This window comes from Acidobacteriaceae bacterium, assembly GCA_035944135.1.
GTDB lineage: Bacteria > Acidobacteriota > Terriglobia > Terriglobales > Acidobacteriaceae > Granulicella.
Window position 1 is genome coordinate 489,180 of sequence record DASZBM010000010.1, and the last position, 22,895, is coordinate 512,074.

The window sequence follows — 22,895 nt, forward strand, 5'->3', positions numbered from 1 at the left end:
CCTGATGTCCACGGGCAAGCACTACTTCATCGAGCAGAACGACGACGGCAAGTACGCCGTCCGCGCCAAGGATTCCGACCGCGCCAGCGCCTTGTTCGCCACTCAAGCCGAAGCCATCCGGCATGTCAAAAGTCTCAACCCTGACGATCACCCCGACGTCGAACGCGTCCGCCAGCGCGGCAACGGCCCCGACAAGTGGCGCCCCGCCTGAGCCACCCTTTCAACAAGAACACCCAGCGCTTCGAACTCAGCCGGAGTGGTCTCACCTTGGCCTTCGACTGCAGACCCCACGCTTTACTTGGGGTCTGTCCGCTTCTAGGTACCCCGAACCTGGTAGCCCCGCACTTTAGTGTTGGGTCTGCTCGGGTTTCATAGCGCGCGTTAGTGTTGGGTCTGCTCGGGTTTCATAGCGCGCGCCCCCGCGCTTTCCAGCTCTGCCGAAAGGCGGAGTGAACCCTGAGCGTAGCGACAGGGAAACGACTGAATCGCCTCTTGTCCGGATCGCCAACGAAAATCCGCTACTTCACCCTACGTAATCCAAACCATGACTCATCCTGATTCGTCGCCACGAAGCGCAGTTTCGCCGCATCCCTCCCCGTCATCTTCATCTCGTATTCCTGCCCACGATCCGAGTCGAAGGTCAACGTGTCGCCCACCATCCAGGCCTTGGCGACCTTCATCGCATGCTCTGCGCTCGGCGGATCATTCACCGTGCAGCTTCCCTCCGCAGCTCCCGGCTGGCTCGTAATCTTCACATTCCCCAGGCTGATCGTCCCGCCATACCCGCGCACCGCCGGCTCCAGCCGCAGTTCCACGAACGGTCTTCCGTCCTGGCACATCCCTACCCAGTTGCCTGCCATCGGGCTGCCGCCGGCCGTTACCGTCGCCACAAACCATCCACTCGCCGCCGCGATCGCCACAACAGCGGTCACCACGGTCAGCGCCGAAAACCACACCGCCGCCAGTTTGGAAAATGACAGCTGAGCATTCTTTCTCCGCATGATTCACCTCTATGTAGCAAACTACATTATGCTAGACACCGGACCTCGGCATAAGGTTCCCTCAAAATGTCTCCGGTGGCTTGACAAAACAGGACCTCAGACGACCCTGTGAACCCGACACTGCGGAATCTCGGGTAGTCACTCACAGCACAGATCTGCAACTGAGGTCCGGACCTAAGTCGAACCTTTTGAAGATTTTGCGCAAAATAGGGGGGAGGGGAGGGGGTACCCGGTTCCACCCCAGCAAAAACCTGTTATCGTCGTCACCGGAGTTCCGCGTGACACGTCCTGTGCTTCTACTGCTGGCCGCTCTATCGGCCGGTGCGCTCGGACAATCGTCCTCGCCCGCGCCAGTCGTCGTGGGAAAGGCCGAGCTCCTGAACACCATTCGAAGCGCCGACCTTAAGCCCGGCGATGTCATCTTCGTCCGCTCCATCGGACCCTGGCAGCAGGGCGACTGCACGGTCGCCTCCCACACCACGCTCACAGCCACAGTTGTGACGTCCCCCTCGTCCATCGGCCGCCATCACTTCGTACTTGCCATGCAGTTCTCCCCCATCCGCTGCGCCGGCCCCCACCCCACCCTCGTGCGCCCCGCCCTCGTCGCCCTCGAGGCCCCGTCGGACGCTGTGCGCACCGAGATCGAGCGGTACGGAAGCGGCGCCGCGCAGAAGAACATGCTCGCCGGCCTCTTCCCCTCGGGCTACGGAGACGTCCGCTCCAGCAACAGCCCCATGACCAATAGCGCGCCGGATTCCGGCCTCAGTTCGAGCATGATGAACGCCCTCCGCCAAGGCATCGTTCCTGAGAAGCCCCTCCGGACCGGCGAGGTTCGAGGCTATCGCGGCATCGATCTCGATCTTCCCGAAAACACCAGAATTCCCATCAGCATTCTCTCTTCCTCGCACAAGTTCTCCCTCGATCGGGAGACCGAGTTCGCCCTGGCCTACCTTCCCCTGGCAGCGGAGCCGCCTCCGCCCGCGCCACCCGCAGTCGTCAAAGTGCTTCCTCCGCCGCCGGAAGAAGAGATCGCCGACGTTTGCGCGTCCTCCGGGTGCACGGAGCTTGCCGCTGCGCCCGCCATCGCCTCCGCACACGCCCTGTGGACGCTGCCTCTGGTCAAGCTTGGCTATCAGCCTCGTCCGCAGCACGAGGTCATCGGTCTCGAACACGATGCCAGTGTCTATTCTTTCGGCGAAGACGAGCTTCTGCTCACCTTCGTCCGCCACACGCTCGTACCGCGGCCAAACGAACCCGTCCCCGGCAGCAACCCGCGCAGCGTCCGCGGCGTGCTCATCTCTCGCGCGGACGGCCGGGTGATTCGCATTAAGGACTGGACCGTCTCCGACGATCTCGGCCCATTCGTCTGGGCGTTGGGCGATCACCGCGTGCTCGCGCATGTCGGGCACGACCTCGTCCTCTTCGGCCCCGACCTGTCCATCCAGAGGCGTATTCCGTTGTCGGGTCCGCTGCTCTTCCTCAGCGCTGCTCCTCAGGGCGATCTTCTTCTCGTGGCCACCGTTCACGAGAAACACACCCCGCAGGAGCACGCAAAGATCGCCGCGTTCGTCGGCCCCGACAGGTCAGTCGATGAAGAGTACGACCTCACGGGGCTCAACGCTGCCCTGCAGGTCACCGGCTCCAAGCGCGTACCCGTCGAGCCGACGCGTCCGGCGCTCGTGCAGAACACCATGGTCGCTGCCCGGCCTGTGCATGGAACGGAGTGGGTGCTCGAGCGAAGCACCTGGGATGGCGCAAGCAAACCCCTGGCGCGCTTCCGCTCAAACTGCGAAGTGCAGGTACGCTCCTTGCCCGGAGACCTCCTGCTCGCTCAGGGCTGCCCACCGATCGATCCATTCAACTCTCTCTGGTATCGCGTGCTTAACCTGCAAGGCGCCGTGCTGCTCAAAGGCGCCGTCCCCAAAGGCGATCTCCTTCAGCAGGCCGAAAGCAGTTCTGACGGAAAGCTCTTCGCTGTCGCATCCTCCCACTTCGACCGTCTCGTCGAACCGACAACCGTCATGCGCGCCGGCGATTTCGCGAATCTCACCGTTACCCTCTACAGCACCCGGAATGGCAAAGAGTTCTTCGCGGCGCGCGTGCCGGAGGGCTCGGCCCAGCAGGAGACCTTCTCGCTTTCGCCGTCAAATTCGACTCTTGCAGTCCTCACCTCTGTTGCGCTCCAGGCGTTCGCTCTCACTCCGCCGGCTCCCGCGCCCTAGCGCCAACTGCGCCGAGATCGCAAACGAAAAGCCCCGGTTTCCCGGGGCTTTTCAATCTTCGTTTTCGAAAGCTTAGCAACGCTTCCGGCGGCCGCGAACCAGACCTGCCAGCCCGAGGAAGCCGGTTCCCATCAGTGCGAGGGTGGACGGCTCGGGCGTTGCGGAAGGCGCGGTCGGGATGCCTTTGAACGCGATGGAGAACACGGGATCCGCCTGCACCAGCGTGACGTCGAGGGTTACCGGAATTTGCTCCGCGAAGCCATCGGAATCTAGCAGGTACGCAGCGTAATCGCCGGTGCCATCGGTCGAAAACACATCCACCTGGAAATTGGTGTCTCCCAGGGTGTCGGTGAAGGCAAAGCCGTCGGTGTCCACGAGCTCAGTGCTGGAGCCCGGAAACAGCAGGTTGTCGTTGGATTGGCCGTTCCCGTTGGTGAACGCGCCCGGTGCGATCAGCCCGGTCACACCGAGGCCGTATCCAGCGGTTCCCGCAATGTCGGTGATCGTATAGCTTCCGTCACCGTTGTCGGTGGTGGTGAGGTCCGCCGACCCTGTGAACTGGCTGGCGCCGGTTCCGGTGATTGTGTAAGGACTCGCGTCAGCTTTGGTCGCGACGCAGGAGAAGGCAAGGACGGCAACAGCGAGACAGGGCCCGAAACGCATGGAAGAAAGCTCCTCAGAAGGTTCAGAGCTAAGTCTAGCCGGGTACCGTGACAAAAGTAATGCCGCAAAGGTGGTACGGGTTCCGGATCGGAGACCGGTTACATGAATTTCACACCGTTCTCGCCAATGATCGCGAAGACGTCAAACAAGCCGGTAAGCCCGAGCAGATTCCGAATCTGCTTATTCAGGTGCATCAGCTCCAACCGGCATCCGGAAGATTTCGCGCTGCCATACAGACGCACCAATGTGCCGAGGCCCATACTGTCGGTGTGCTTCAACTCCGCGAGGTCCAGAACGATTCGCGAAGTTGTCGGGATCAACTCCTTGACGCTTCGGTAGAGGAGATCATCGGCGCCGCCCGACACGAGCCTGCCATAGCAGCGCACTACGACGATGTTGGTGGAAAGGCGTTCGATTTCTGTCCAAAGAACGGGCGCGACGGCAGTCTCAGGCATCAGGATTCTCCTGCGGAAACTTGGGGCCGTTTGGGGACGAGCGGATTATCCCAAGTTGCGGGTATCAGCGCCACAGAAATTTCCAACGCTCGGATCGTCCGGTGCTAGTCTTCTCAGGCACAGGAGAGCACGCATGTCCGAACAGAACCGCAACTTTGCTCACCGCTGGTTCGACGAGGTCTGGAACAAGCAGCGCGAGAGCGCAATCGATGAGCTTCGGCATCCAGGGGGCCGCGCCTTCGGCTTCCCATCGCCCGGCTCAGAGCTCAGCCATGAAGATTTCAAAGAAGCCTATCGGCAGTTCAACCGCACGTTCTCTGACATCCACGTGGTTGTCGATGAGGAACTCGTGGACGGCGATCACATTGCGTGCCGGTGGACGGCGTCAGGCACGCATACGGGCGACGGTCTCGGCTTTCCAGCGACGAACAAACGGGTGAAGTTCTCGGGCGCGTCTTTCATGAGCATGCGTGACGGGAAGATGCTCGACGGCTGGAACTTCTTTGATTTCACGAGTGTCGTGCAGATGCTCCGCGAATCCTGAGCAAAGTTCCTACACCCCAGGCGAGAAGTCGGTCGGCTTAAGGAAGGTGATGTCGTGCTTGTTCACGAACTCGCCGTCCTTTTCGCTCTCCTTTTTGAGCGCGACCCACTCCGGATCGGTGCGGAATTTGGCCCAGGCTGCATCGGCGGCGGCGCGGCTCTTGTGGCGGAGCATGTAGACGAGCGTGCGGCCGGCGAGCGGCTCGTCGGTGGGAACCCAGTAGCCGACCGGATGCATTCCCAGGCGCTCGAAGATTTTGGTCTCGCGGGTGCGGAAGCGCTCCAGGATTAAGGGCAGTTTGCCCTCGTTCAGGTGATAGATGCGCAGCTCGTAGACGGTTTCATCGTTCGCCTGAGCCTCTCCTCCGCCGAAAGCGCCTGCTGCCATCGTCATCGCTGCGATCCCTTTCATCAACGCTCTCCGGTTCATGATCTTCCTCTAAGGTCCATTGTGGCGCATTTTCCGGTCGCGACATTCTCTGCGCTGCGGGTTTAGATTTGGGAGTGGTGCAGATCCGCACGCTGGTTCTTCTTTCGGATTTGATGGCCGGAAGGACCTATCAGCAGAAGGCAGAACGAACATGATGCCGGCATCGATTCCCGCATCGCCATCCGATCTGCTCGAGTGTTCCGCCAGTCGGGCGGCGAACCTTCCGCCGCTGTTGCATGCACTCTGGCACGAGGCGCACGGGGACTGGGAGCGCGCGCATTCGATCACTCAAAACCTTGAAGACAATGATGCGGCCTGGGTCCACGCTTACCTGCATCGCAAGGAGGGTGATTCGTTCAATGCCGGCTATTGGTATCGCCGGGCTGGGCGATCAGCGTTCACAGGCTCGCTGCATGCTGAGTGGACGGCACTGGCGACGCACCTGCTCAGCCGCGAACAAACCACCTCCCGGCGGGCTGCCGCTGGGATGGGAGTTCCGGCAATTCCGGAGTAAAGAGCGCTCGTAAAGGTTTGCGCGATCGCGGGCAACAGTCGCCAGCACGACACCATCGGATTCGAAGGAGCGGCCGTGCAGTCTGCGGAAGCACATGGCAACCGTGAATAAAGTTCTCACCCGCAAGAAGAGTGCGCTATTCTTCCAGCCTGACGGCTGCTGAATGCTGATCGATTTGAAGCCAGCCACGCAGCTCCCGATCATTGAACAACGGTAGCCGGGTTGTCCTGGCTACTTACCCTTGAAGCTGGAGGATGCCATGGCGCAATCTCCGCGCGATATCGCGGTTCGATGGTTTGAAGAGGTCTGGAACAAGGGCAGGCTGGAGGCCGTCGACGAGATGGCGACGCCTGATGCGAAGTGCTATGGCTTCCCGCAGCCGGAGTCCGTGCTGGATCGCGAACAGTTCAAGGAATATGTTCTGGAGTTCCGGCGATCCTTCACGCACGTTCACCTGAGCATCGATGAGACATTGACCGAGGGCTACCGTGTCGCTGCCCGCTGGACGGGAACGATGAAGCACACTGGATCGGGACTCGGCTTCGCGCCGACGGGGCAAACCGTACACGTCCATGGAATGTCCATCCTCCACCTTCGCGAGGGCCTGATAAGCGAGGGGTGGAACGCTCTCGATCTGGGCAGCGTCGTGCACTTCCTCAGCGCGGTATCGGCACGACACTGAGCCGCTAGTGCGCCGCGGACAGGGTGGACGATACCTGCGGCGACAACGGCTGGTCGGCGGCCTTGAGGAGCAGTGTCACATCCCACATCTGCTGGTCACTGAGGATGTGCTGATAGGAAGGCATGCCGGTGAGGCGGATGCCGTTCTTCACCTTCCAGAAGGTTTCACCGGCGTCGTCATCGCTCACGCCGACGACGTTCTTTTTGCCGTGCTTTTTCCAGAGCTGGGGCGCGTGTGGATACATCCACTGGGCGAAGTCGGAGTCGTGCCCGGGCTGGCCGTGGCAAGCGGCGCACTGCTGGGAATAGATCTGGGCGCCAGCCTCGTACACCTGCTCATTGCCGGAGAACGGAGGCTGCTCCATGTTGTGAGCGATGCGGGCGTTGAGCGGCAGCCGGACGATCTGTGCCTCGAGCGGAAAAGGCTTGTCGGACGTGGCGACCGGAAGCGAGCCGTACTTCAGATATCCCCAGACGCCGCCTACAAGGATCACCAGCGTTACGATTACCCCGAGCAAAAAGCCGCCTGCAGCCCGCATGCCGAATATCTCCTGTGATTGCAACAGCAAAATGCTGCAAGGTTACCAATGAATCTCACTTTACATGGTTTCCACCACAACTTCGGGGGTGGTTCCGGCGTCTGAGCCAATAATAGAGAGGGCAACGGCCCACTGGAAGGAGTAACTTCATGAGAAAGCAACTGCTTGCTGCCGCGTTCGCGACCGTATTTGGGCTCGCAACGGCTGCGGGAGCGCAGATTTACGTCCGTGTCGGTCCGCCAGAGCATCCTCGGGAGATTGTTCCGCCGCCGCCGCATGAGCACCCTGATTGGGCATGGCACGAGGGCTATCAACGCTGGGACGGCCACGCGTATGTCTGGGTCCCCGGAGCCTACGTTGCGCCTCCGTATCCGCACGCGCGTTGGGTACCGGGCCACTGGCGGAATACGCCGCGCGGATACGTGTGGGTTGAAGGCCACTGGAGACGGTAGAGGCCTCTTGGTCAGATCAACGGCGAGCGGAGCAGCGCTCGCCGTTGCTGTTTTTGGCGCTTGTATCATCGACGAATGATTGAACCTGCACTCGCCGAGCGGGCGCGCCGCATCAAGGTATTGCTTTTCGACGTCGACGGTGTTCTGACCGACGGCAGCATCACGATTATTCCTAACGCCAACAGCACGGATCTGTCGGGAGTCGAAGTCAAGAGCTTCTCCGCACACGACGGGATGGGAATTGCCCTGGCGCATGTTGCGGGGTTGAAGGTGGGTTGGATTACGAAGCGCGTCTCGCAGGTGGTGGCGATTCGTGCGCGCGATCTGCGGATCGAGCATGTGTATCAAGGGCAGCACTACAAGGTGCAGGCGCTGGACCAGGTGATTGCCGACGAGGGGTGCACGCTGGAGGAGATTGCGTATGTGGGCGACGACATCATCGATCTGCCGGTGCTGCGCAAGGTGGGGCTGGCGGTGGCGTCGGCGAATGCTCGGCCGCAGGTGAAGGTGATGGCACATTACGTGACGCCGCATCCTGGCGGGCAGGGAGCCGCACGGGACACGATCGACCTGTTGCTGGAGGCGCGCGGAATGCTGGAGCAGACGATTGAGGAGTATCTCGATCCGCAGAATAAGGAAGCGAAGAAGGCGGACATCGGCGTGGGCAATATGTAACCGCTAGCGGGTTAGACACTGCTTCTGCTCTACCGCGATCACGCGGAGTTCATTGCCGCCGACGTTTTCCAGTGTGTGGAGCGGCACGGGGCCGGACCAGAGCGCCGCACCGGCTATCAGAGGCATGGATCCGCGGGTGTCCATTGTGATCTTTCCGTCCGCATCCCTACGGACGAAATCGCTCCAACTGACGATGTAGAGCACGCTGGGCCAGCGGTGCGTATGCAGAGGCACGGTCTCGCCCGTCGGCACCGTGGTATCGAGCACGCGAACGTACTCGTTCTCGAGCAGCAAGCGATGAAAACGCGGGGCTGCAAACAGTGCGTCCAGTGGATCAATCTCTGGCTGGGGCATGTGTGGGATTCTATGCGGCCCTAGATGCTGACTTTCTCCATCCAGGTGACGACTTCGCCGCGTTCGTCGGCCTCCTGCACGGCGAGGTGGACCATGGGATGGCCGGGTGCGGCGCCGTGCCAATGCTTTTCGCCGGGACCGAACCAGGCGGCGTCACCGGCGGTGAGGCGTTCGACCTCCGTGCCTTCTCGTTGCGCATGACATACGCCGCTGATGATGAAGATCATCTGGCCGCGTGGGTGCGTGTGCCAGGCTGTGCGTGCACCGGCGGCGAACGAGACGACCGCGCTGCGCTGGGAGGGTGAGTCCTCTGCACCGAGCACAGGCTGGATCCAGACCTCGCCGTCGAACCAGTTGGCCGGCCCGCATTGCGGTGTTGTTTCGGCGCCACGAATCGTCTTCATGACTTCCAAGCTACACCTGTGCAGAAAGGCGAAGAAACCGCGAACCCGGCGATACAATCAGGTATGAGCTCTGCCCCTGCGACTGAGAGGCCGGAATTTGTGTCCCATCCGGACCTCGAGTGGGCGCATCCGCTGGTGCAGGAGTGGTTCATCAGCCGCTTCGGCACGCCGACAGAGCCGCAGATTGCGGGATGGCCTGCGATCCTGCGAGGTGAGCCGACGCTGATCTCCGCGCCGACGGGCTCGGGCAAAACGCTGGCGGCGTTTTTGGTGTGCATCGACAAGCTGCTGCGCGCTGCGCTCGAAGGCAGATTGTCGCCGCACACGCATGTTGTTTACGTTTCGCCGCTGAAGGCGCTTTCGAACGACGTGCAGAAGAATCTCGAAGGACCTCTGCGCGAGATTCAGGAGCTGGCGCTGACGCGCGGGTATCTGTGCCCCGAGATTCGCGCCGGCGTGCGTACGGGCGACACGCTGGCGAAGGAGCGCGCGTCGATGCTGAAGCATCCGCCGCACATTCTGGTGACGACGCCGGAGTCGCTGTACATTCTGCTGACGGCGAATAAGCCGCGCAGGAACCTGGAGCGCGTGTCGACAGTGATCGTCGACGAGATTCACGCGCTGGCGGACGATAAGCGTGGGTCGCACCTGGCGTTGTCGCTGGAGAGACTGGACGCGCTGGTGTGCGGCGAGAATCGACTGTCGCCGGGCGCGATGCTGACGGGAATGAGTGCGCCGCCGCAGCGCATTGGGCTTTCGGCAACACAGAATCCGATTGAGCTGGTTGCGGATTTTCTTGTGGGCTCCGCCTCGCGGCGCGCGCGCGCGACGATTGTGCAGGTGGGGCAGCGACGAAAGCTGGATCTCGCGATCGAGGTCCCGTCGAGCGAGCTGGGATCGTTGACGACGATCCCGATGTGGGAGGAGATCTACGACAAACTGGCGCGAATGGCGCTCGAGCACCGGTCGACGCTGGTGTTTGTGAATACGCGGAAGTTTGTCGAGAAGATCAGCTTTGAGCTGGCGGCACGGCTTGGGCCGGAGGCCGTTGCGGCGCATCATGGATCACTCTCGCGCGCGCTGAGGCTGGATGCGGAACAGCGCCTCAAGAATGGCGAGATTCGGATCCTGGTTGCGACGGCTTCGCTGGAACTGGGCATTGATATTGGGAACGTCGATCTGGTTTGTCAGATTGCGACGACGCGGTCGGTGTCGGTTGCGATGCAGCGCGTGGGCAGGGCAGGGCATTGGCGTGGCGCGGTGCCGAAGGGCCGGCTGTTTGCGCTGACGCGGGACGACCTGATGGAGCACTGTGCGCTGGTGCGCGGGATGCGAGAGGGCGAGCTTGATCGCCTGGAGATTCCGGAACAGCCGATTGATGTGTTGATGCAGCAGATTGTGGCAGCGTGCGGCGCGGAGTCATGGCAGGAGGATGCGCTCTACGAGGTTGTCCGTCGTGCATGGCCGTATCGGAACCTCACGCGCGCGGAGTTCGACGAGATCGTCACGCTGCTGCACGAGGGCATTGAGAACTCGCGCGGACGGTACGGCGCGTACCTGCTGCGGGATCGCGTGAACGGGCAGCTTCATGCGCGGCGCGGCGCGCGGATGATCGCGATCTCAAATGGCGGAGCGATTCCGGATACGTCGTCGTTTGCGGTGATGTTGCAGCCGGAGAACGTGCAGATTGCGACGCTGGACGAACACTTCGCGGTGGATTCGTCTCCCGGCGATGTTGTGTTGCTGGGCAATACGAGCTGGCGGATTCAGCGGATCGATCCGCAGGGCAAGGTGCTGGTGGAAGATGCGCATGGCGCACCGCCGAGCATTCCGTTCTGGGAGGGTGAAGCTCCGCAGCGGACCGCGGTCTTGTCGAGCGGTGTGGCGAATCTGCGTGATGAGATCGACCGGCGAACGAATCTATTGACGCCAAACGATCTAGTTCGTGGATGTGAATCGGAGGACGCTGAGGCGCAGTTTGCAGACGTGCTGGCGTGGCTTGGGGCTGAATGTGGCGTGAATGAGTCCGCGGCGCGACAGATTGTGAGCTACATCGTGAATGGCCGCGCGGTGCTTGGCGTCGTTCCGACGAAGACGACGATTATTGCGGAGCGATTCTTCGATGACGGCGGCGGGCAACAGTTGATTCTGCATGCGCCATTTGGTGGCCGGCTGAACAAGGCTTGGGGCCTGGCACTGCGCAAGCGTTTCTGCCGCGGGTTCAATTTTGAGTTGCAGGCTGCGGCGACGGACAACGGCATCAATATCTCACTGGCGGAGCAGCACAGCTTTCCGCTGGCGGATGTGTTTCAGTTCCTGACGGAGCAGACGGCGCGCGAACTGCTGGAGCAGGCCTCGATTCCGTCGCCGCTGTTCAAGAACCGCTGGCGCTGGGCGGCAGGACGTTCACTGCAGTTGCTGCGGATGCAGAAAGGCAAGCGTGTCGCCCCTCAGATTCAGCGCACGCGGTCGGACGATCTGCTGGCGAGCGTGTTTCCGCATGCCTCGGCGTGTCCCGAGACCATGGTTGGCGACATCGAGATTCCGGATCATCCTCTGGTGCGCGAGGTGATGCGGGACACATTGTCGGAGGCGATGGATATTGACGGATTGAACGACGTGTTGCGCGGCATTTCTTCGGGTGAGATCCGGTGCGTCGCGGTTGATACGGTCGTACCGTCACAGTTCGCGCATGAGCTGATCAACGCCATGCCGTACAGCTTCCTCGATCCTGAGGACGCGGCGGCGCGGCGCACGCGTGCCGTTTCGTTGAGCAGGACGGTGCCGGATTCAATCAGCGACGGCGCGATGAGGATTGATCCGCAGGCGATTGCGACTGTGCGCGAGCAGCTTTGGCCGGATGTGCGCGATGAGCACGAGTTGCATGATCTGCTGCTGTCGCTGGGAGCATTGCCGGTTGGCTGGCTGGAGAGTCAGGCTGAGGTTCGGCGCGAGAAGACGAAGCATTGGCATGTGTTCTTCGATCGGCTGCAGCAGAATGGACGCGCACAGCTTTTGCAGCTTGGCGAATCTGTTGCGTGGATCGCAGCAGAGCGGATGGATGATGCGGCGCTGCTTTGGCCGGAGTCGTTTGTGGGTGTAAGAACGGGCGATGGTGCGGTTTCGGGAGAGGAGAGCAGTACGCGACTTGTGCAGGGCTGGCTGCAGCTTTTGGGGCCAGCGACTGCGTCACGTTTGGCGGAGATCCTCGGACTGCGTCCGCAGCCGATTCACCAGGCGCTGTTGAAGATGGAGATGCAGGGGCTGGCGATGCGCGGTGTATTTGAGTGCCCTCAGCCTGCGGACGATCAGCCGTTTGAAGTTGAGTGGTGCGAGCGGCGCATTCTGCATCGCATTCATCGGCTTGCGGTGCGGTCGATGCGGCAGCGCGTTGAGCCGGTGTCCGCGACGACGTTCATGCGCTGGCTGCTGGAGTGGCATAGGCTGACGCCTGTCCAGGACGAGCGCCAGCTTGAGGGCGAGGAGGCAGTGCTTGCCGCGATCGAACAGCTCGAGGGGTTTGAGGCTCCCGCAGCGGAGTGGGAGCGGTCGCTGCTGCCGGCGCGTGTGCCGAACTATGATCCGCGATGGTTGGACAATTTATGCCTCGCGGGGATCGTTGGCTGGGGAAGGATTTCGCCGCATCCGGCCTGGCAGAAAACGGATGGATCAGCATCCGCACCGCGCCGCGTGATTCCGACGTCTGCCGCGCCGATTACGTTCTATCTGCGCGAGTCTGCGGAGTGGCTGCACTCGACGCTTTCAGCAAAGCGCATCGACGAATTTACGCTGGCGCAGTCGCTCTCTCCTGAGGCGCAGCGGATTCGTGCGCTGCTGGCGGAGCGTGGAGCGGTGTTTACGGCAGATTTGCAACGGCTCTCCGGACTGAGCAAATTGCAGACGACGACTGCGCTGTGGGAGCTCGCTACGGCAGGGCTGGCGTCGGCGGATGGCTTCGATCAATTGCGCGCGATGATGGATCCGCGGCGCAAATCTGCGGCTTTGGCACAGACGCCGGCGGTGACGCTGCGCAAGCGCGCGGCTGCGCGGACGACCGCGGGCAGGTGGTCGCTGTTGTGGGATCCGGCGGCTCCGCCGGAGCAGGATGCGCATGTCTCCGGGAAGCGGCTGGCGAATGCGACGGAGGATGAGCGCGCGCGAATCATTCAGGCGGCGAAGGACGCGGATGCGGCGCTCGAGGCGCACGCGCGAATTCTGCTGGCGCGGTATGGTGTGCTCTTCCGCGAGTTGCTGGCGCGCGAGGCGAATGCTCCTGCGTGGCGTGATCTTGCGCCAATGCTGCGGCGTCTGGAGGCTCGCGGTGAGATTCGTGGAGGGCGGTTCGTAAGTGGGGCGTTCGGGGAGCAGTTCGCGCTGGAAGAGGCTGCGGAGGGATTGCGGGCGGCGCGCAGAGGATCGAGCGACGGCGTTGTCGCGTTGTCTGCAGCCGATCCGCTGAATCTGGTGGGCATTCTTCTGCCGGGTGAACGCGTCGCTGCGGTTCCCGGGCGGCAGATTCAAGTTCGCAATGGAAGTGTCGAAGGCGCACAACCAACTTCGGACACGGTTGCTGATGCGGTTCCGGTGGCCATTCCGGTTGCGGCTTCTCTGTGGGCAGAGGCTGCCGTCCAATGAGCGAAGCGAGTAGTAAGTGCTCTGCGCCTGAGCAGAACAGTAGACAACAACCGATGGCGAGCTCCGCGGTTCCATCTGCGCCGCTCGAACCGGGTGACTTCTACTACGAAAATGGGTTTGTGGTGTTTACCGCGGCGTATCACCTGAAGCGAGGATATTGCTGCAATTCAGGTTGCAGGCACTGCCCGTTTCGTGAGGCTTAGTGCGATGCGGAATTGCCGAGGCTCGGCGGCCTGGCCGAAGCTACGGAACGTGCGTGCAACTGCGCCGCATTTGCGATGAGCAGTGTGATGCGCGGATCTTTGGCGTAGGCATTGAGTGCAGAGTCTTCGTGGACGGCCGTGCGCACATCGAGTCCGGCATCGCTGCCCTTGCCGAGCCAGAAGAGCATGCGGTCGACGTCATGCTCGCGCGCGAACAGCTTGGCCATCTCGAGGCACATGCCTGGATAGTTGTGTGCACCGAGAATATGCGCGGTGGTGCCGCCGCTGTCGGTGCCGCTCATGATCGCGGGATCGATTTGTAGAGCGCGAGCGAACTCGGTGCGCGCGTCCTCGGCATCACCCTTCTCGAAATATGCAAGGCCGAGGTTGGAGTGGAACACCGCGGAATTGCGATTGAGCTTGACTGCGCGTTTATAGGCGTCGATCGCGGCGCGGTAGTCCTGCATGGCGTAGTAGGTTACGCCGAGATTGTTCCAGGCGGTGGAGTCCTTCTTTCGTGCGCGCACGGTGCGAAGGAACATTGCGCGAGCGAGATCGACCTGGCGAAGCTCGAGTCGCACGATACCCATTTTGTTCATCAGTGTGCTGACGTCGCCGCCACGCTGCAGGGCGTAACCGTAGTAGTCCAGCGCGTCTTCGGGGAATCGGCGGGCGCGCAGAACGTCGCCGGCGGTTTCCAATTGGGCCGCGGTGGCTGTTCCTGGGTTGGGAAGATGTGGTTGAATCAGCGCCCAGTCAGGACTGTTGTGCAGATCCGCGCGCTCCTCCGCCGAGGTAAGCGGGGCCGACTGCTGTGGCGGAACTGCAGAGGATTCAGCGGCATACGCCGCTAAAGGCGCGAGAACGAAGGCTAGCAACAGTACGCGGGAACGCATACGTCACCTCCCGGAGTCCGACAATATTTTCTGCCTCCGAAGGACCATCGTCAAGGAAGAAACCGGTCGGTCAGCGCGGGGCGGGCACGGGTACCGACAGCTGACCACCCGGAAAAGCCGGTCTCGCGTAGTAGCCGGCGGTGGTGTGTACCGCCGCTCCCGGCCGCCGCACCTTCACCTGCAGCTCATGATATTCGTTGTCGCGCTCGCCGGGCGCTGGAGCGAAGGTGAGCTCGTAGCCGCCGTTACTGTCGGCAAAGGAGTGTTGAATCAGCGCGGAAATGTCATTGCTTCCATTCAGCACCAGACCACCGCTTTGCTCTGCGATGACCTGAAGCCCCAGATCACCCAAGTCGACGTCTTTTTGGCTCCTTGGCGCATGCAGAAAGCTCTGATAGAAGTTCGTCCGGCCTACGTCCTCGACGGTGCCGACTGGATTGACGGCATCTACGACTGTGTTCGTGCGGTATAGCTCGGTGGTGATTGCCACGACGTCGTTGAAAGCTCGAGTACGTTGAGCGGGACTCAGCTCTACGCCGGGCCCGCTGAGCAGCGGCCATCCAGCAGAGATCCAGATGATTTGCTTTCGGCCATCCTCGGGTAATTTGCCGATGAGCATCTTGAAGTTTGTCAGAGAAATCTCGAGTCGTTCCGTTGCACCGTAGAATCCGGCGGCTCGTGTGAGATCCCGCAGACCAATCGAGAACTGGTCGAGCGAGGCGCGCAGTGCATTGCCATCAGTTGTGAAACCAGGCTGAATCTGCATGCCGCGGTCCTGTAAGACGGCGAGTGTTGTCGGCTGAGCGAGATGACCGCCATTGGAGGAGAGGAACTGCTCCAGTTGCTGGCGGGCGTACGAAACCTCGCTATAGGGAAGATTCACCGCATCGAGCACGATGACGATACTGGTCGGAGTTGCGCTGAGCGCCTGGAACCCGGTGATGGGCTCCTCGTGCTTGTTGTCCAAGAGTAGGAAGTCATTCTTCGTAAGGCCTTCGACTGGCGTGCCGTTACGTGCGGACACGGTTACGTGGATGGCCATGTGTTCGGCGTCTGAGGAAGGCGGCGCCTGGGCGGACAAAGATGCGAGCGGAAGGATTGCGATTGCAAACAGAAGCGAGCCGAGACTACGGGTGAAGCGCATAGATTTTGACGGTCCCTTTACCGTTGATGCCGAAACGGAAACAGTCTCTCACGGTTAGCGCGCTGCGGACGCAGGCGCGGTGACCGATGCGGTTGTGGTTGTGGTGGTGGCGGGCGGAGGTAGAACTCGCACGGCAAGACGCGGGAAGCTAAAGCTGCCGGCAGCATCGTCGATGACGTTGATCTGACAGACATAGGTGCCGGGCTTGAGGTCGGCGAGCGGAACGTCGAACTGGAAGGCGACGGCGCCGCGCTGCGGCTCGTTGAGATTGGTCGCGGTGACAACGGGAGTCTCGTAAACCTTCACGCCGCCGGAGAGCAGTTCCATGCTGGTGAGAACACGGACGGGCCCCTCCTCCCGGCGCGCGAGGCCCGGCGACGCGGCCTGTGTTGGCGCGCCTTTGTCGCGCGTCGGATCGTAGACCTCATAGAGCAGATAGAGATGCTGGTCCTGCCGGAAGACGTGCGCGACGTTGGGTACCCACTGCACGCCGTCGCGGTCGAGCGGATTGATGGAGCTCTTGTCCTTCACAGGCGTGCGCTGATTGGAAAGCACGACCGAGCTGAGCTTCACCGGCGCTTTCTTGAGATCGGGAACATTGATCAGCGTCTCGAAGCTGCCCATCGCTCCAGTCTGATTTTCGCGCACGACGAACTTCAACTCGTAGCAACCGGGTGCGAGTGTGAAGCCGGTTGAGTACTGAATGTTCTTGCGCTCGACCTGCTGTGATTGATCGACCGCAAGCTTGACAGTGTCGCGTATGTTGCCCACGCTGACGAAGTTGTGCTCGTCCTCCGCGGTGTTGATGGAGCACACCTCTGTGCCTTTACCCACTGGACGGCGAACCTGGCCCATGATGTCGAGGCTCGCTTTGTCGAGGTCCTTCACCTTGGCGAAGGGAATCTGCGAGCCGGGAACGATCAGGCTGACCGGAACGAAAAGTTCGCCGTTGTGCGCATCGTTCGCGCGGAAGTAGAGCGCCTGGAGATACATGGCAACGTCCGTTGCGGGAAGGTCGCTGCGCAGCTGTTCCTGCAACGCGAGTTCGCGATCTTCGGTCTTCTGGTGTCTGAAGTCGGCGGGCGCGTAGTAGCCGGGACGATACTCCAGCTTCACGTCAGGACGGTTCAGCTTTACGGTCAGGTGACGATAGCTACCGTCCTGTCGTTGATCGGTCGATTTGAAGCCGAGGATGTAGTAGGCCGCGGTATCGTTCTGCACCTGTTGGAAAGCGGGAGAGAAGTCGTTGGAGTCGAAGAATGCTTTTCCACCCGTGTCGCTGCTCAGTGTGGCGAGCGTCTCCTGCGACGAGAAATTGGCATTAAACTGTGCCGTGATGGCCGAGCCGTTGTAAGGAGAATTGCCGCGCAGGCTGCCCTTGCTCGCATCGCCACCCGGGGGCATCGCCTGCAGGCCGCGCGAATCGACGCTATAGATGGCGAGATTCGCCTTCGCCGCCTCGTTCGTCGCTGCGCGAAGGCTCGCCTGGTTTTCGATACCGTTGCGCGTGAGGCCACCGGAGAAATAAAGCATCGACTTACGCTGGTCTACATGCTCGAGGCTTTTGGCGATGGAGCGGATGGCGAGCAGCTCGCGGTCGGTGTTCAGGCTGTTGTATTCGGTGTCATCGGCGGCAAATGCGGTTGTGTCGTCGGAGGTGCCGTCGGTTGTGCCGGTGCCGCCGTTCGCGAAGCCGGTAGTGTCGTCGCCGTTGTATCCGGCGAGCACGTGCAGCAAGGCTGTTTTGTCGGAGGTGAAGTCCTGGTCGAGACTCAGACCAGTGGACATGCTCACCATCGCGACGAGGTCGGCGGGCTGCATCTTGCCGTTCACGTAGTCCTTCGCGGCATCGACGGCGCGATCGATGTCCTCGTCCTGCATCGAGCTGAGGTCGAAGAACATGACGATGAGGCGATGATCTTTCAGTTTCTCGGGATCGGAACCGAAGCTGCGCTCGAGAAGATCGGCGATGGTGGCCTTTCCGCTCACGGTTTTTTCGGCGAGCGCCGCCGCCTCATCGACGTTTTCGTAGTCGAAGCTGGCGATCTTCTGCGGCTTGCCGTTCTCGAAGATCTGGAAGTCGCTGGCCTTGAGGCCCTTCACCACTGCGCCGGTCTTGCGGTCGCGCACGACAACGTTCGTGAGGACAATATTGGCATTCACGCTCAGCGTATAGCCGCCTGGAGTTTGCTGCGCTGCGGTTCCCTGGGTGTCGGGAATTGGCGGTGCTGGCGTGGGTGTCTGTTGCGGCGAGCCTCCCAGCATCATTGCGAACCCTGTTGCTGCCGCCAGTAAGTGCTTCATATGCTCTTCCTCTGCGTTGACTAGAACCTGTAGCGTGCTTGCACCTGCAGCGTGCGCATCGCCGCTGCGCTGCGCACTGTGCCGAAGTACGGGTCCCCTAGATTGGTATCGATCCTGCTGTACTGAACCGTGTTGAACGGGTTCGTTGCGGAGACGCGCGTTTCGAGCGAGCGCGTTTCGCCCAACGTGAACGTCCGCGAAAGTGCTGCATTCACGGAAAGGGTTCCGGGCCCTTCGATCGATCCCTGCGAGGAGGTGCCGTATCCATTTGCGGGCACAGCGAACGCGTTAGGGTTGAACCAATTATTCCTGCTGCCTGCACCTTTGATGGGCTGAGAAAAAACCCGGTCGGGCCGGAGCGTGAAGGTGTTTGCGCCGGCCGCCTCTTCCTGGCTGTTGGTATAAGTCGGCGTGAAATATGTGCCGCTCGCGACGGTGATGCTGCCGCTCACGGAGAAGCCATCAAGAATGTACGCCCACGTGCCGCCCTTATTCAGGAACGCGCGGTTTGGTCCAAACGGAAGCTCGACGACCCAGTTGCCAGAGAGGCTGTGGCGCTGATCGAAGCTGGCATTGCCCTCTTCGAGATCGAGGCGATAGAGATTCTGAACTGGTTGTCCCACGGCTCCGCCGACGCCGGAGGCGTTATCAATGGAGTGCGAATAGGTGTAGACAAGGCCCAGCGCGACTCCGCGCGACTGGCGCTTCTGCCCGCTGACGACGAGCGCATTTGCATGCGAGCCAGCGCGTGATTCCTCAAGATCGAACGGAGCAATGCCCGGCGTGGTTACGCCAGTCGGAGTTGCGTTCGGAGAGCCCACTACATCGAGATTGCTGCCCTTCGATCCGTTGTAGCCAAGATTGAAGACGATGCCCAGCGGAAGCGTGCGCTGCAGGTTCAGGTTGTAAAGCTGCACCGAACCTAGGCGGTAGTTCGGGTCCACTGCCCAGTTGTTCTGGATGGTGTACGCGCTGGCCGCGCAACCGAAGCCGTTCGCGAGAGTGAGGTTGGCCGTAGTTGCCGGGCGTGAGACCGTTCCGTTGCTGTACGCACTCTGCGTCGTGGTGCATCCGGTTGGCGCTGGATTCGCATTTTGCTTCGTGGGGGCATATGCTGCGTTGTTCTGCGTTACGGCGAAGGGCGGCTGGTGCGACAGATCGCGCGCGAAGGTTGCGTACTGACCCGTGTTGTACATAACGCTGTAGCCGCCGCGCAGCACCGTGTCTTTCGTCAGTCCTGAATTCTTGAGCCTGTAAGCAAATCCAAGACGAGGCGCATACATCGCGTGGTCTGGATCCACGAGGCCTGCGGGATTTCCGTTGCCGGGCATTACGACCTGATATGGCAGCGGACCGTTGCTCGGATACAGGTTCACCAGACGGCCATTCTTTTCGCTGTATGGGCCGAAGTACTCGTAACGCACGCTGTAGTTCAGCGTGAGGTTTGACTTGATCCGGAAGTCGTCGAGTGCGTACCAGTCGAAAACGTTTTCGCGCAGATACGTCTTGAAGAGGCCAGCCTGAATGGAGGTACTGTTTGGCAAGCCCAGCAGGAAGTCGGCTAGGGCATCGCCACTGGAAGTGGAATTACCACTTGCGTCGGTGACGATCTGCCCGGACTGGCCCGCGAGTTGAGCTGCCGGACTCGCCGTCGCATAGCCGGTAAAGGTGAAACTGCCGAAGGGATTGTTTCCGCCGATGGAATCCGCATGAACACGCCGCACGTCAAAGCCGAAGCGCAAGTTGTGCTTCTTGTGGCGCCAGGAGACGAAATCGGAAAAGCTGATTGTTTGATTGATCAACCCGCTCGGCGTCTGATTCGAAAACGACTGGTACCCATTGATGCCAAGCGTTGGCAGGCCGTTATAGAAGCGTGGATCCGCAAAGGCCCCGCTGTTGTTCGGAATACTCAGTCCCACAACGGCAGACGGATTGTCGTTCGTATCCGTGAAGTAGTTCCGGACCTCCGTATTCAGCCGATTCCAATTGACGGTTGCATTGTTGGAGAGCCGCCCGTATCCGATCGTGTAACCAGCGTTTAAGCCATTGCCGCCACTTTCCTGCGCGCCGCCTAGCGCAAGAAAGATGTTCCGGATGTCCGATGCTGCGTGGGAAAAGTTATAGCCGAGATTGATGTTCTGGCGCAGTGCAGGAGGCGCGTTGGAGTTGCCGCCATTCCGCCGGCCGCCACCTCCACCTCCACCTCCGAAGCGGCCAAACGGCGTATTGGCTGCCTGTCCCAATGTCCGTACATAACGAGCGTTCAGATTGAAGTTATTGGTTCCACCGTTGGCAACCGTCTGGTAGTTGTCTCCGGACGCTTGATTCAACGGCATGTTCGGCAGCGGAAAATAGTTGAGCAAGGCGAGTGCCTGTGGCGAGATGGGCACGCTCGCATTCTTCAGGTTCTCTCCCGCAATCGGTTGTCCTGTAACGGGATCAAAAAGCTGCACGGGACTTTGTTTTCCCGCACTCTGAAGAAATGATTGCGAGAAGTCGCCTTGGCGCTCCAAGGCCGTCGGAACGCGCCCGGATTCCAGAAACGCGCTCAAATTGCGCTGCCCGCTGATGTTCAGAAATGCAAATTGCTTTGTGTTCGGCCTCGTCAGGCCGGGGATATAAGGACTGCCGCCGATGCTTGCGCCAAAGCGATTCTGATATCCAGCGGGTTGCACAACCGGACCGTCCGGCGACCACGATGCGGAGTCCAGCGCGTTGTTGCTGCCCTGGTAGAAGATGTTGCCGTGCGGTTGTGCGGGGTTGAAGTTTCGGAACGCGCCGAAGCCGCCTCCCCCTCCGCGCATGCCTCCGCCACCACCGCGGCCGCCGCCTCCTCCACCGCCAAATCCTCCGCCGCCCATCATCCCGCCGATGACCGTGACGATGCGGTTGGTTGGATCGGCGCCCTCCGGCAACTGCCCGCTGGCGCGAGCCTGGTCCACGGCATCTTGCACGCGCTGCCGAATCTCGTCCTCGCTGAAGTTCGCGAGCCCGTTCGTCTGGCCGGTCTGCCCGCTCACCGCAATGGATTGGCTGCCTTGGCTGGCTTCATCGGTGCCCGCCTGCGACAGGTTGCCGAGCGTCGGCATCGCAACGTCGCTGTTGCCGTTGGCGGCACTCGCGTCCGTGACATCGGTTTCGCCGGCGTTCAGGTTGAGGTTCTGCGTTCCGCGGCCGGCTGAAGTTGAGTTGGCTGCTGCCTCCTGCTTCGCTTCGGCGGCTGCGACGCGGCTGGCCAACTGCATGCCGAAGTCCGAGGTCTTTACCAGCGCGGCGCCCGCCGTCGCGTCGCTCGCATTCAGCACAACCTCCTGCGTGACCGGAGCGAAGCCAGCCAGTTCGGCCCGCACCACATAACGGCCGTTGTGCGGAATGGTCATGGCATAGGTGCCGTCAATGCTGGTGGCTGCCGCATATTTCTTGCCGGTCAGCGTGTTCGTCGCGGTCACCGCCACGCCGGGCAGCGGGACGCCGCCGGGTTTACCCGGTGTTCCGGCGATGACGGCGCCGCGGATTGTTCCACCTTGAGGCGCCTGAGCTTGAGGGACGGTCTGAGGTGCCGAAGTCGAGGGAGCAGGGGACTGAGCGGCATGCGCCGCCGGCTGCGTCGCCGTCGTAGACGGCGCGCCAGCCTGGGCCGGCGCGGGCGCGGCTGTCTGCGCGCTCAACGGCACAAGCCCTGCCATGCATAAGAACACACCCCACCCGCTCGCCCTCAGCCTCACCTACTCCTCCTTCCAACTCTTCGGAAAAAACTCGGGGCAGCCGCGCCGAACGCACCGTACAGCCACCTCACTATGCTTACTTGGGCGATGGCGGCGGCGTCGAAGAAGGCTTGCCATTCTCCGGCGTTCCGGTCTCCGAGGTGCCGGTCTCCGAACCTTCCTTGTTGTCCGTCGAGCGACGGCGGCCATTTCCCGGCGTCATCACCGTCAGCTCCTTGGCCACGAAGCGTCCGCTCTTAACCTCGCCTGGTCCGCCGACCCGGTCCCCAACCTTGATGTCCGCCAGCGTGATGCTTTCACCACTCTGCGCTGTGGTGGTTGCATTCGATCCGGACCCTGTACCTCTTCCGGCACCGAACCCCGTCCCGTTGCCCATCAGGCGTCCGCGGTGGAACGACGTGCCCTCGTCAAATCCGATTGTCTGAGACACGCCGTCCGGTCGCTCCACGGTCATCGTCGCGTTGTCCATGTCGATTGCGGTTACTGTGCCGGCGATCAGCGTCTTGCCGAGGTTAGCGAGCTCTTGCTTTCGAGCATCGTCGATCCGCTTCATCTGCTCGGCATCCATCGAGATCACCATCGCAGCGTGCATGGTCTTGTTCGGCGCGTCCATGTTGCCCATGGCCATCAGCCCGTCGCCGGCCTTCAGGTCGGTCAACTTGATCGCCTCACCGCGGCCGCGCATCACACGCGTGTTGTCGGTCGTAACTACCTGGTACACAGCGCCATCCACGGTCTTGATGGTCACCTGCGGACCGGAGATTGCAGTGATCACGCCGCCGATGCGCTGCATCCCGGCATACTGGCCGCGTCCGGCACCTGGCCGTTCGGCCTCCTGTGCCCTGCTGTTCACGGCACACAGCGGCATCAGCAAAGCCACGACGACTGCTGCTGCCCACCTCCCCTGCCGGCTCATGGCTGCTCCTTTTCTGATTGAATCGCTACGAATTAAGACGGCGAAAAAGAAGGGAAGACGCGTTGGGAGTCACAAATTCTGTTCTGATGGCGCGTCCTCGTGGACCGGCTCTCGTCCGAGCCGGCACGGATACTTCGCT

At 61.5% G+C, this 22,895-nt stretch carries 21 protein-coding genes; 9 read left to right on the top strand and 12 right to left on the bottom strand.

The genetic code is table 11. The annotated features are described in order from the left end of the window. The first annotated feature begins 4 nt into the window (after positions 1–4). The gene (locus VGU25_16610) at positions 5–211 is read left to right on the top strand and encodes a DUF2188 domain-containing protein (protein HEV2578828.1); all 207 of its coding nucleotides are present in this window, start codon (positions 5–7) and stop codon (positions 209–211) included. Positions 212–518: 307 nt separating this feature from the next. Here the strand turns inward: VGU25_16610 and VGU25_16615 are convergent, their stop codons facing one another. After that, positions 519–1,001, bottom strand: a complete 483-nt coding sequence (locus tag VGU25_16615; protein HEV2578829.1) for a hypothetical protein — start codon at positions 999–1,001, stop codon at positions 519–521. Positions 1,002–1,279: 278 nt separating this feature from the next. On the opposite strand from VGU25_16615, the gene VGU25_16620 reads away from it, so the two are divergent. Beyond that, positions 1,280–3,223 (top strand): hypothetical protein, encoded by a 1,944-nt coding sequence (locus VGU25_16620; protein ID HEV2578830.1) that lies wholly within the window; start codon positions 1,280–1,282, stop codon positions 3,221–3,223. A gap of 72 nt (positions 3,224–3,295) precedes the next feature. Here the strand turns inward: VGU25_16620 and VGU25_16625 are convergent, their stop codons facing one another. Together VGU25_16625 and VGU25_16630 are read right to left on the bottom strand one after the other, a co-directional pair. Continuing rightward, a complete protein-coding gene (locus VGU25_16625; protein ID HEV2578831.1) occupies positions 3,296–3,886 on the bottom strand; it encodes a PEP-CTERM sorting domain-containing protein in 591 nt (196 codons plus the stop codon). A gap of 98 nt (positions 3,887–3,984) precedes the next feature. Beyond that, on the bottom strand, positions 3,985–4,341 hold the full coding sequence (locus VGU25_16630) for an STAS domain-containing protein (GenBank protein ID HEV2578832.1): 357 nt from the start codon (positions 4,339–4,341) through the stop codon (positions 3,985–3,987). Positions 4,342–4,474: 133 nt separating this feature from the next. Here VGU25_16630 and VGU25_16635 point away from each other — a divergent pair, with 133 nt between their 5' ends. Then, positions 4,475–4,885 (top strand): ester cyclase, encoded by a 411-nt coding sequence (locus VGU25_16635; protein ID HEV2578833.1) that lies wholly within the window; start codon positions 4,475–4,477, stop codon positions 4,883–4,885. Between the two features lie 9 nt (positions 4,886–4,894). On the opposite strand, the gene VGU25_16640 is transcribed toward VGU25_16635, so the two are convergent. Then, positions 4,895–5,296, bottom strand: a complete 402-nt coding sequence (locus VGU25_16640) for an NIPSNAP family protein (GenBank protein ID HEV2578834.1) — start codon at positions 5,294–5,296, stop codon at positions 4,895–4,897. Between the two features lie 169 nt (positions 5,297–5,465). Here VGU25_16640 and VGU25_16645 point away from each other — a divergent pair, with 169 nt between their 5' ends. After that, positions 5,466–5,828, top strand: coding sequence for a hypothetical protein (locus tag VGU25_16645; protein ID HEV2578835.1), 363 nt, complete (start codon positions 5,466–5,468; stop codon positions 5,826–5,828). 259 nt (positions 5,829–6,087) lie between these two features. Continuing rightward, positions 6,088–6,510, top strand: coding sequence for an ester cyclase (locus VGU25_16650; protein HEV2578836.1), 423 nt, complete (start codon positions 6,088–6,090; stop codon positions 6,508–6,510). Between the two features lie 4 nt (positions 6,511–6,514). Here the strand turns inward: VGU25_16650 and VGU25_16655 are convergent, their stop codons facing one another. Beyond that, positions 6,515–7,048 (bottom strand): cytochrome c, encoded by a 534-nt coding sequence (locus VGU25_16655; GenBank protein HEV2578837.1) that lies wholly within the window; start codon positions 7,046–7,048, stop codon positions 6,515–6,517. Positions 7,049–7,197: 149 nt separating this feature from the next. Between VGU25_16655 and VGU25_16660 the strand changes: the two genes are divergently transcribed. Together VGU25_16660 and VGU25_16665 are read left to right on the top strand one after the other, a co-directional pair. Beyond that, positions 7,198–7,500 (top strand): hypothetical protein, encoded by a 303-nt coding sequence (locus VGU25_16660; protein ID HEV2578838.1) that lies wholly within the window; start codon positions 7,198–7,200, stop codon positions 7,498–7,500. 75 nt (positions 7,501–7,575) lie between these two features. Then, a complete protein-coding gene (locus VGU25_16665) occupies positions 7,576–8,175 on the top strand; it encodes an HAD hydrolase family protein (GenBank protein HEV2578839.1) in 600 nt (199 codons plus the stop codon). 3 nt (positions 8,176–8,178) lie between these two features. Here VGU25_16665 and VGU25_16670 read toward each other — a convergent pair whose 3' ends face one another. Further along, positions 8,179–8,529, bottom strand: a complete 351-nt coding sequence (locus VGU25_16670; GenBank protein HEV2578840.1) for a hypothetical protein — start codon at positions 8,527–8,529, stop codon at positions 8,179–8,181. Positions 8,530–8,549: 20 nt separating this feature from the next. Next, positions 8,550–8,933, bottom strand: a complete 384-nt coding sequence (locus VGU25_16675; GenBank protein HEV2578841.1) for a cupin domain-containing protein — start codon at positions 8,931–8,933, stop codon at positions 8,550–8,552. A 63-nt stretch (positions 8,934–8,996) separates the two neighbouring features. On the opposite strand from VGU25_16675, the gene VGU25_16680 reads away from it, so the two are divergent. Then, the gene (locus tag VGU25_16680; protein ID HEV2578842.1) at positions 8,997–13,568 is read left to right on the top strand and encodes a DEAD/DEAH box helicase; all 4,572 of its coding nucleotides are present in this window, start codon (positions 8,997–8,999) and stop codon (positions 13,566–13,568) included. Positions 13,569–13,621: 53 nt separating this feature from the next. Beyond that, the gene (locus VGU25_16685) at positions 13,622–13,771 is read left to right on the top strand and encodes a DUF5522 domain-containing protein (GenBank protein ID HEV2578843.1); all 150 of its coding nucleotides are present in this window, start codon (positions 13,622–13,624) and stop codon (positions 13,769–13,771) included. Here the strand turns inward: VGU25_16685 and VGU25_16690 are convergent. From VGU25_16690 to VGU25_16710, 5 genes are all read right to left on the bottom strand, one after another. Beyond that, positions 13,768–14,667, bottom strand: coding sequence for a tetratricopeptide repeat protein (locus VGU25_16690; protein HEV2578844.1), 900 nt, complete (start codon positions 14,665–14,667; stop codon positions 13,768–13,770). The two genes, VGU25_16685 and VGU25_16690, sit on opposite strands and share 4 nt — an antisense overlap. Positions 14,668–14,737: 70 nt before the next feature. Then, positions 14,738–15,811, bottom strand: coding sequence for a VWA domain-containing protein (locus VGU25_16695; GenBank protein ID HEV2578845.1), 1,074 nt, complete (start codon positions 15,809–15,811; stop codon positions 14,738–14,740). Between the two features lie 54 nt (positions 15,812–15,865). Then, positions 15,866–18,115 carry a VWA domain-containing protein gene (locus VGU25_16700; protein ID HEV2578846.1) on the bottom strand — a complete coding sequence of 750 codons (2,250 nt, stop codon included), beginning with the start codon at positions 18,113–18,115 and terminating at the stop codon, positions 15,866–15,868. 20 nt (positions 18,116–18,135) lie between these two features. Beyond that, entirely contained in the window at positions 18,136–21,801 is a 3,666-nt protein-coding gene (locus tag VGU25_16705; protein HEV2578847.1) for a TonB-dependent receptor, read from the bottom strand. 115 nt (positions 21,802–21,916) lie between these two features. Then, positions 21,917–22,756: a hypothetical protein gene (locus tag VGU25_16710; protein ID HEV2578848.1), complete on the bottom strand. Its 840-nt coding sequence runs from the start codon at positions 22,754–22,756 to the stop codon at positions 21,917–21,919. Between the last annotated feature and the right edge of the window lie 139 nt (positions 22,757–22,895).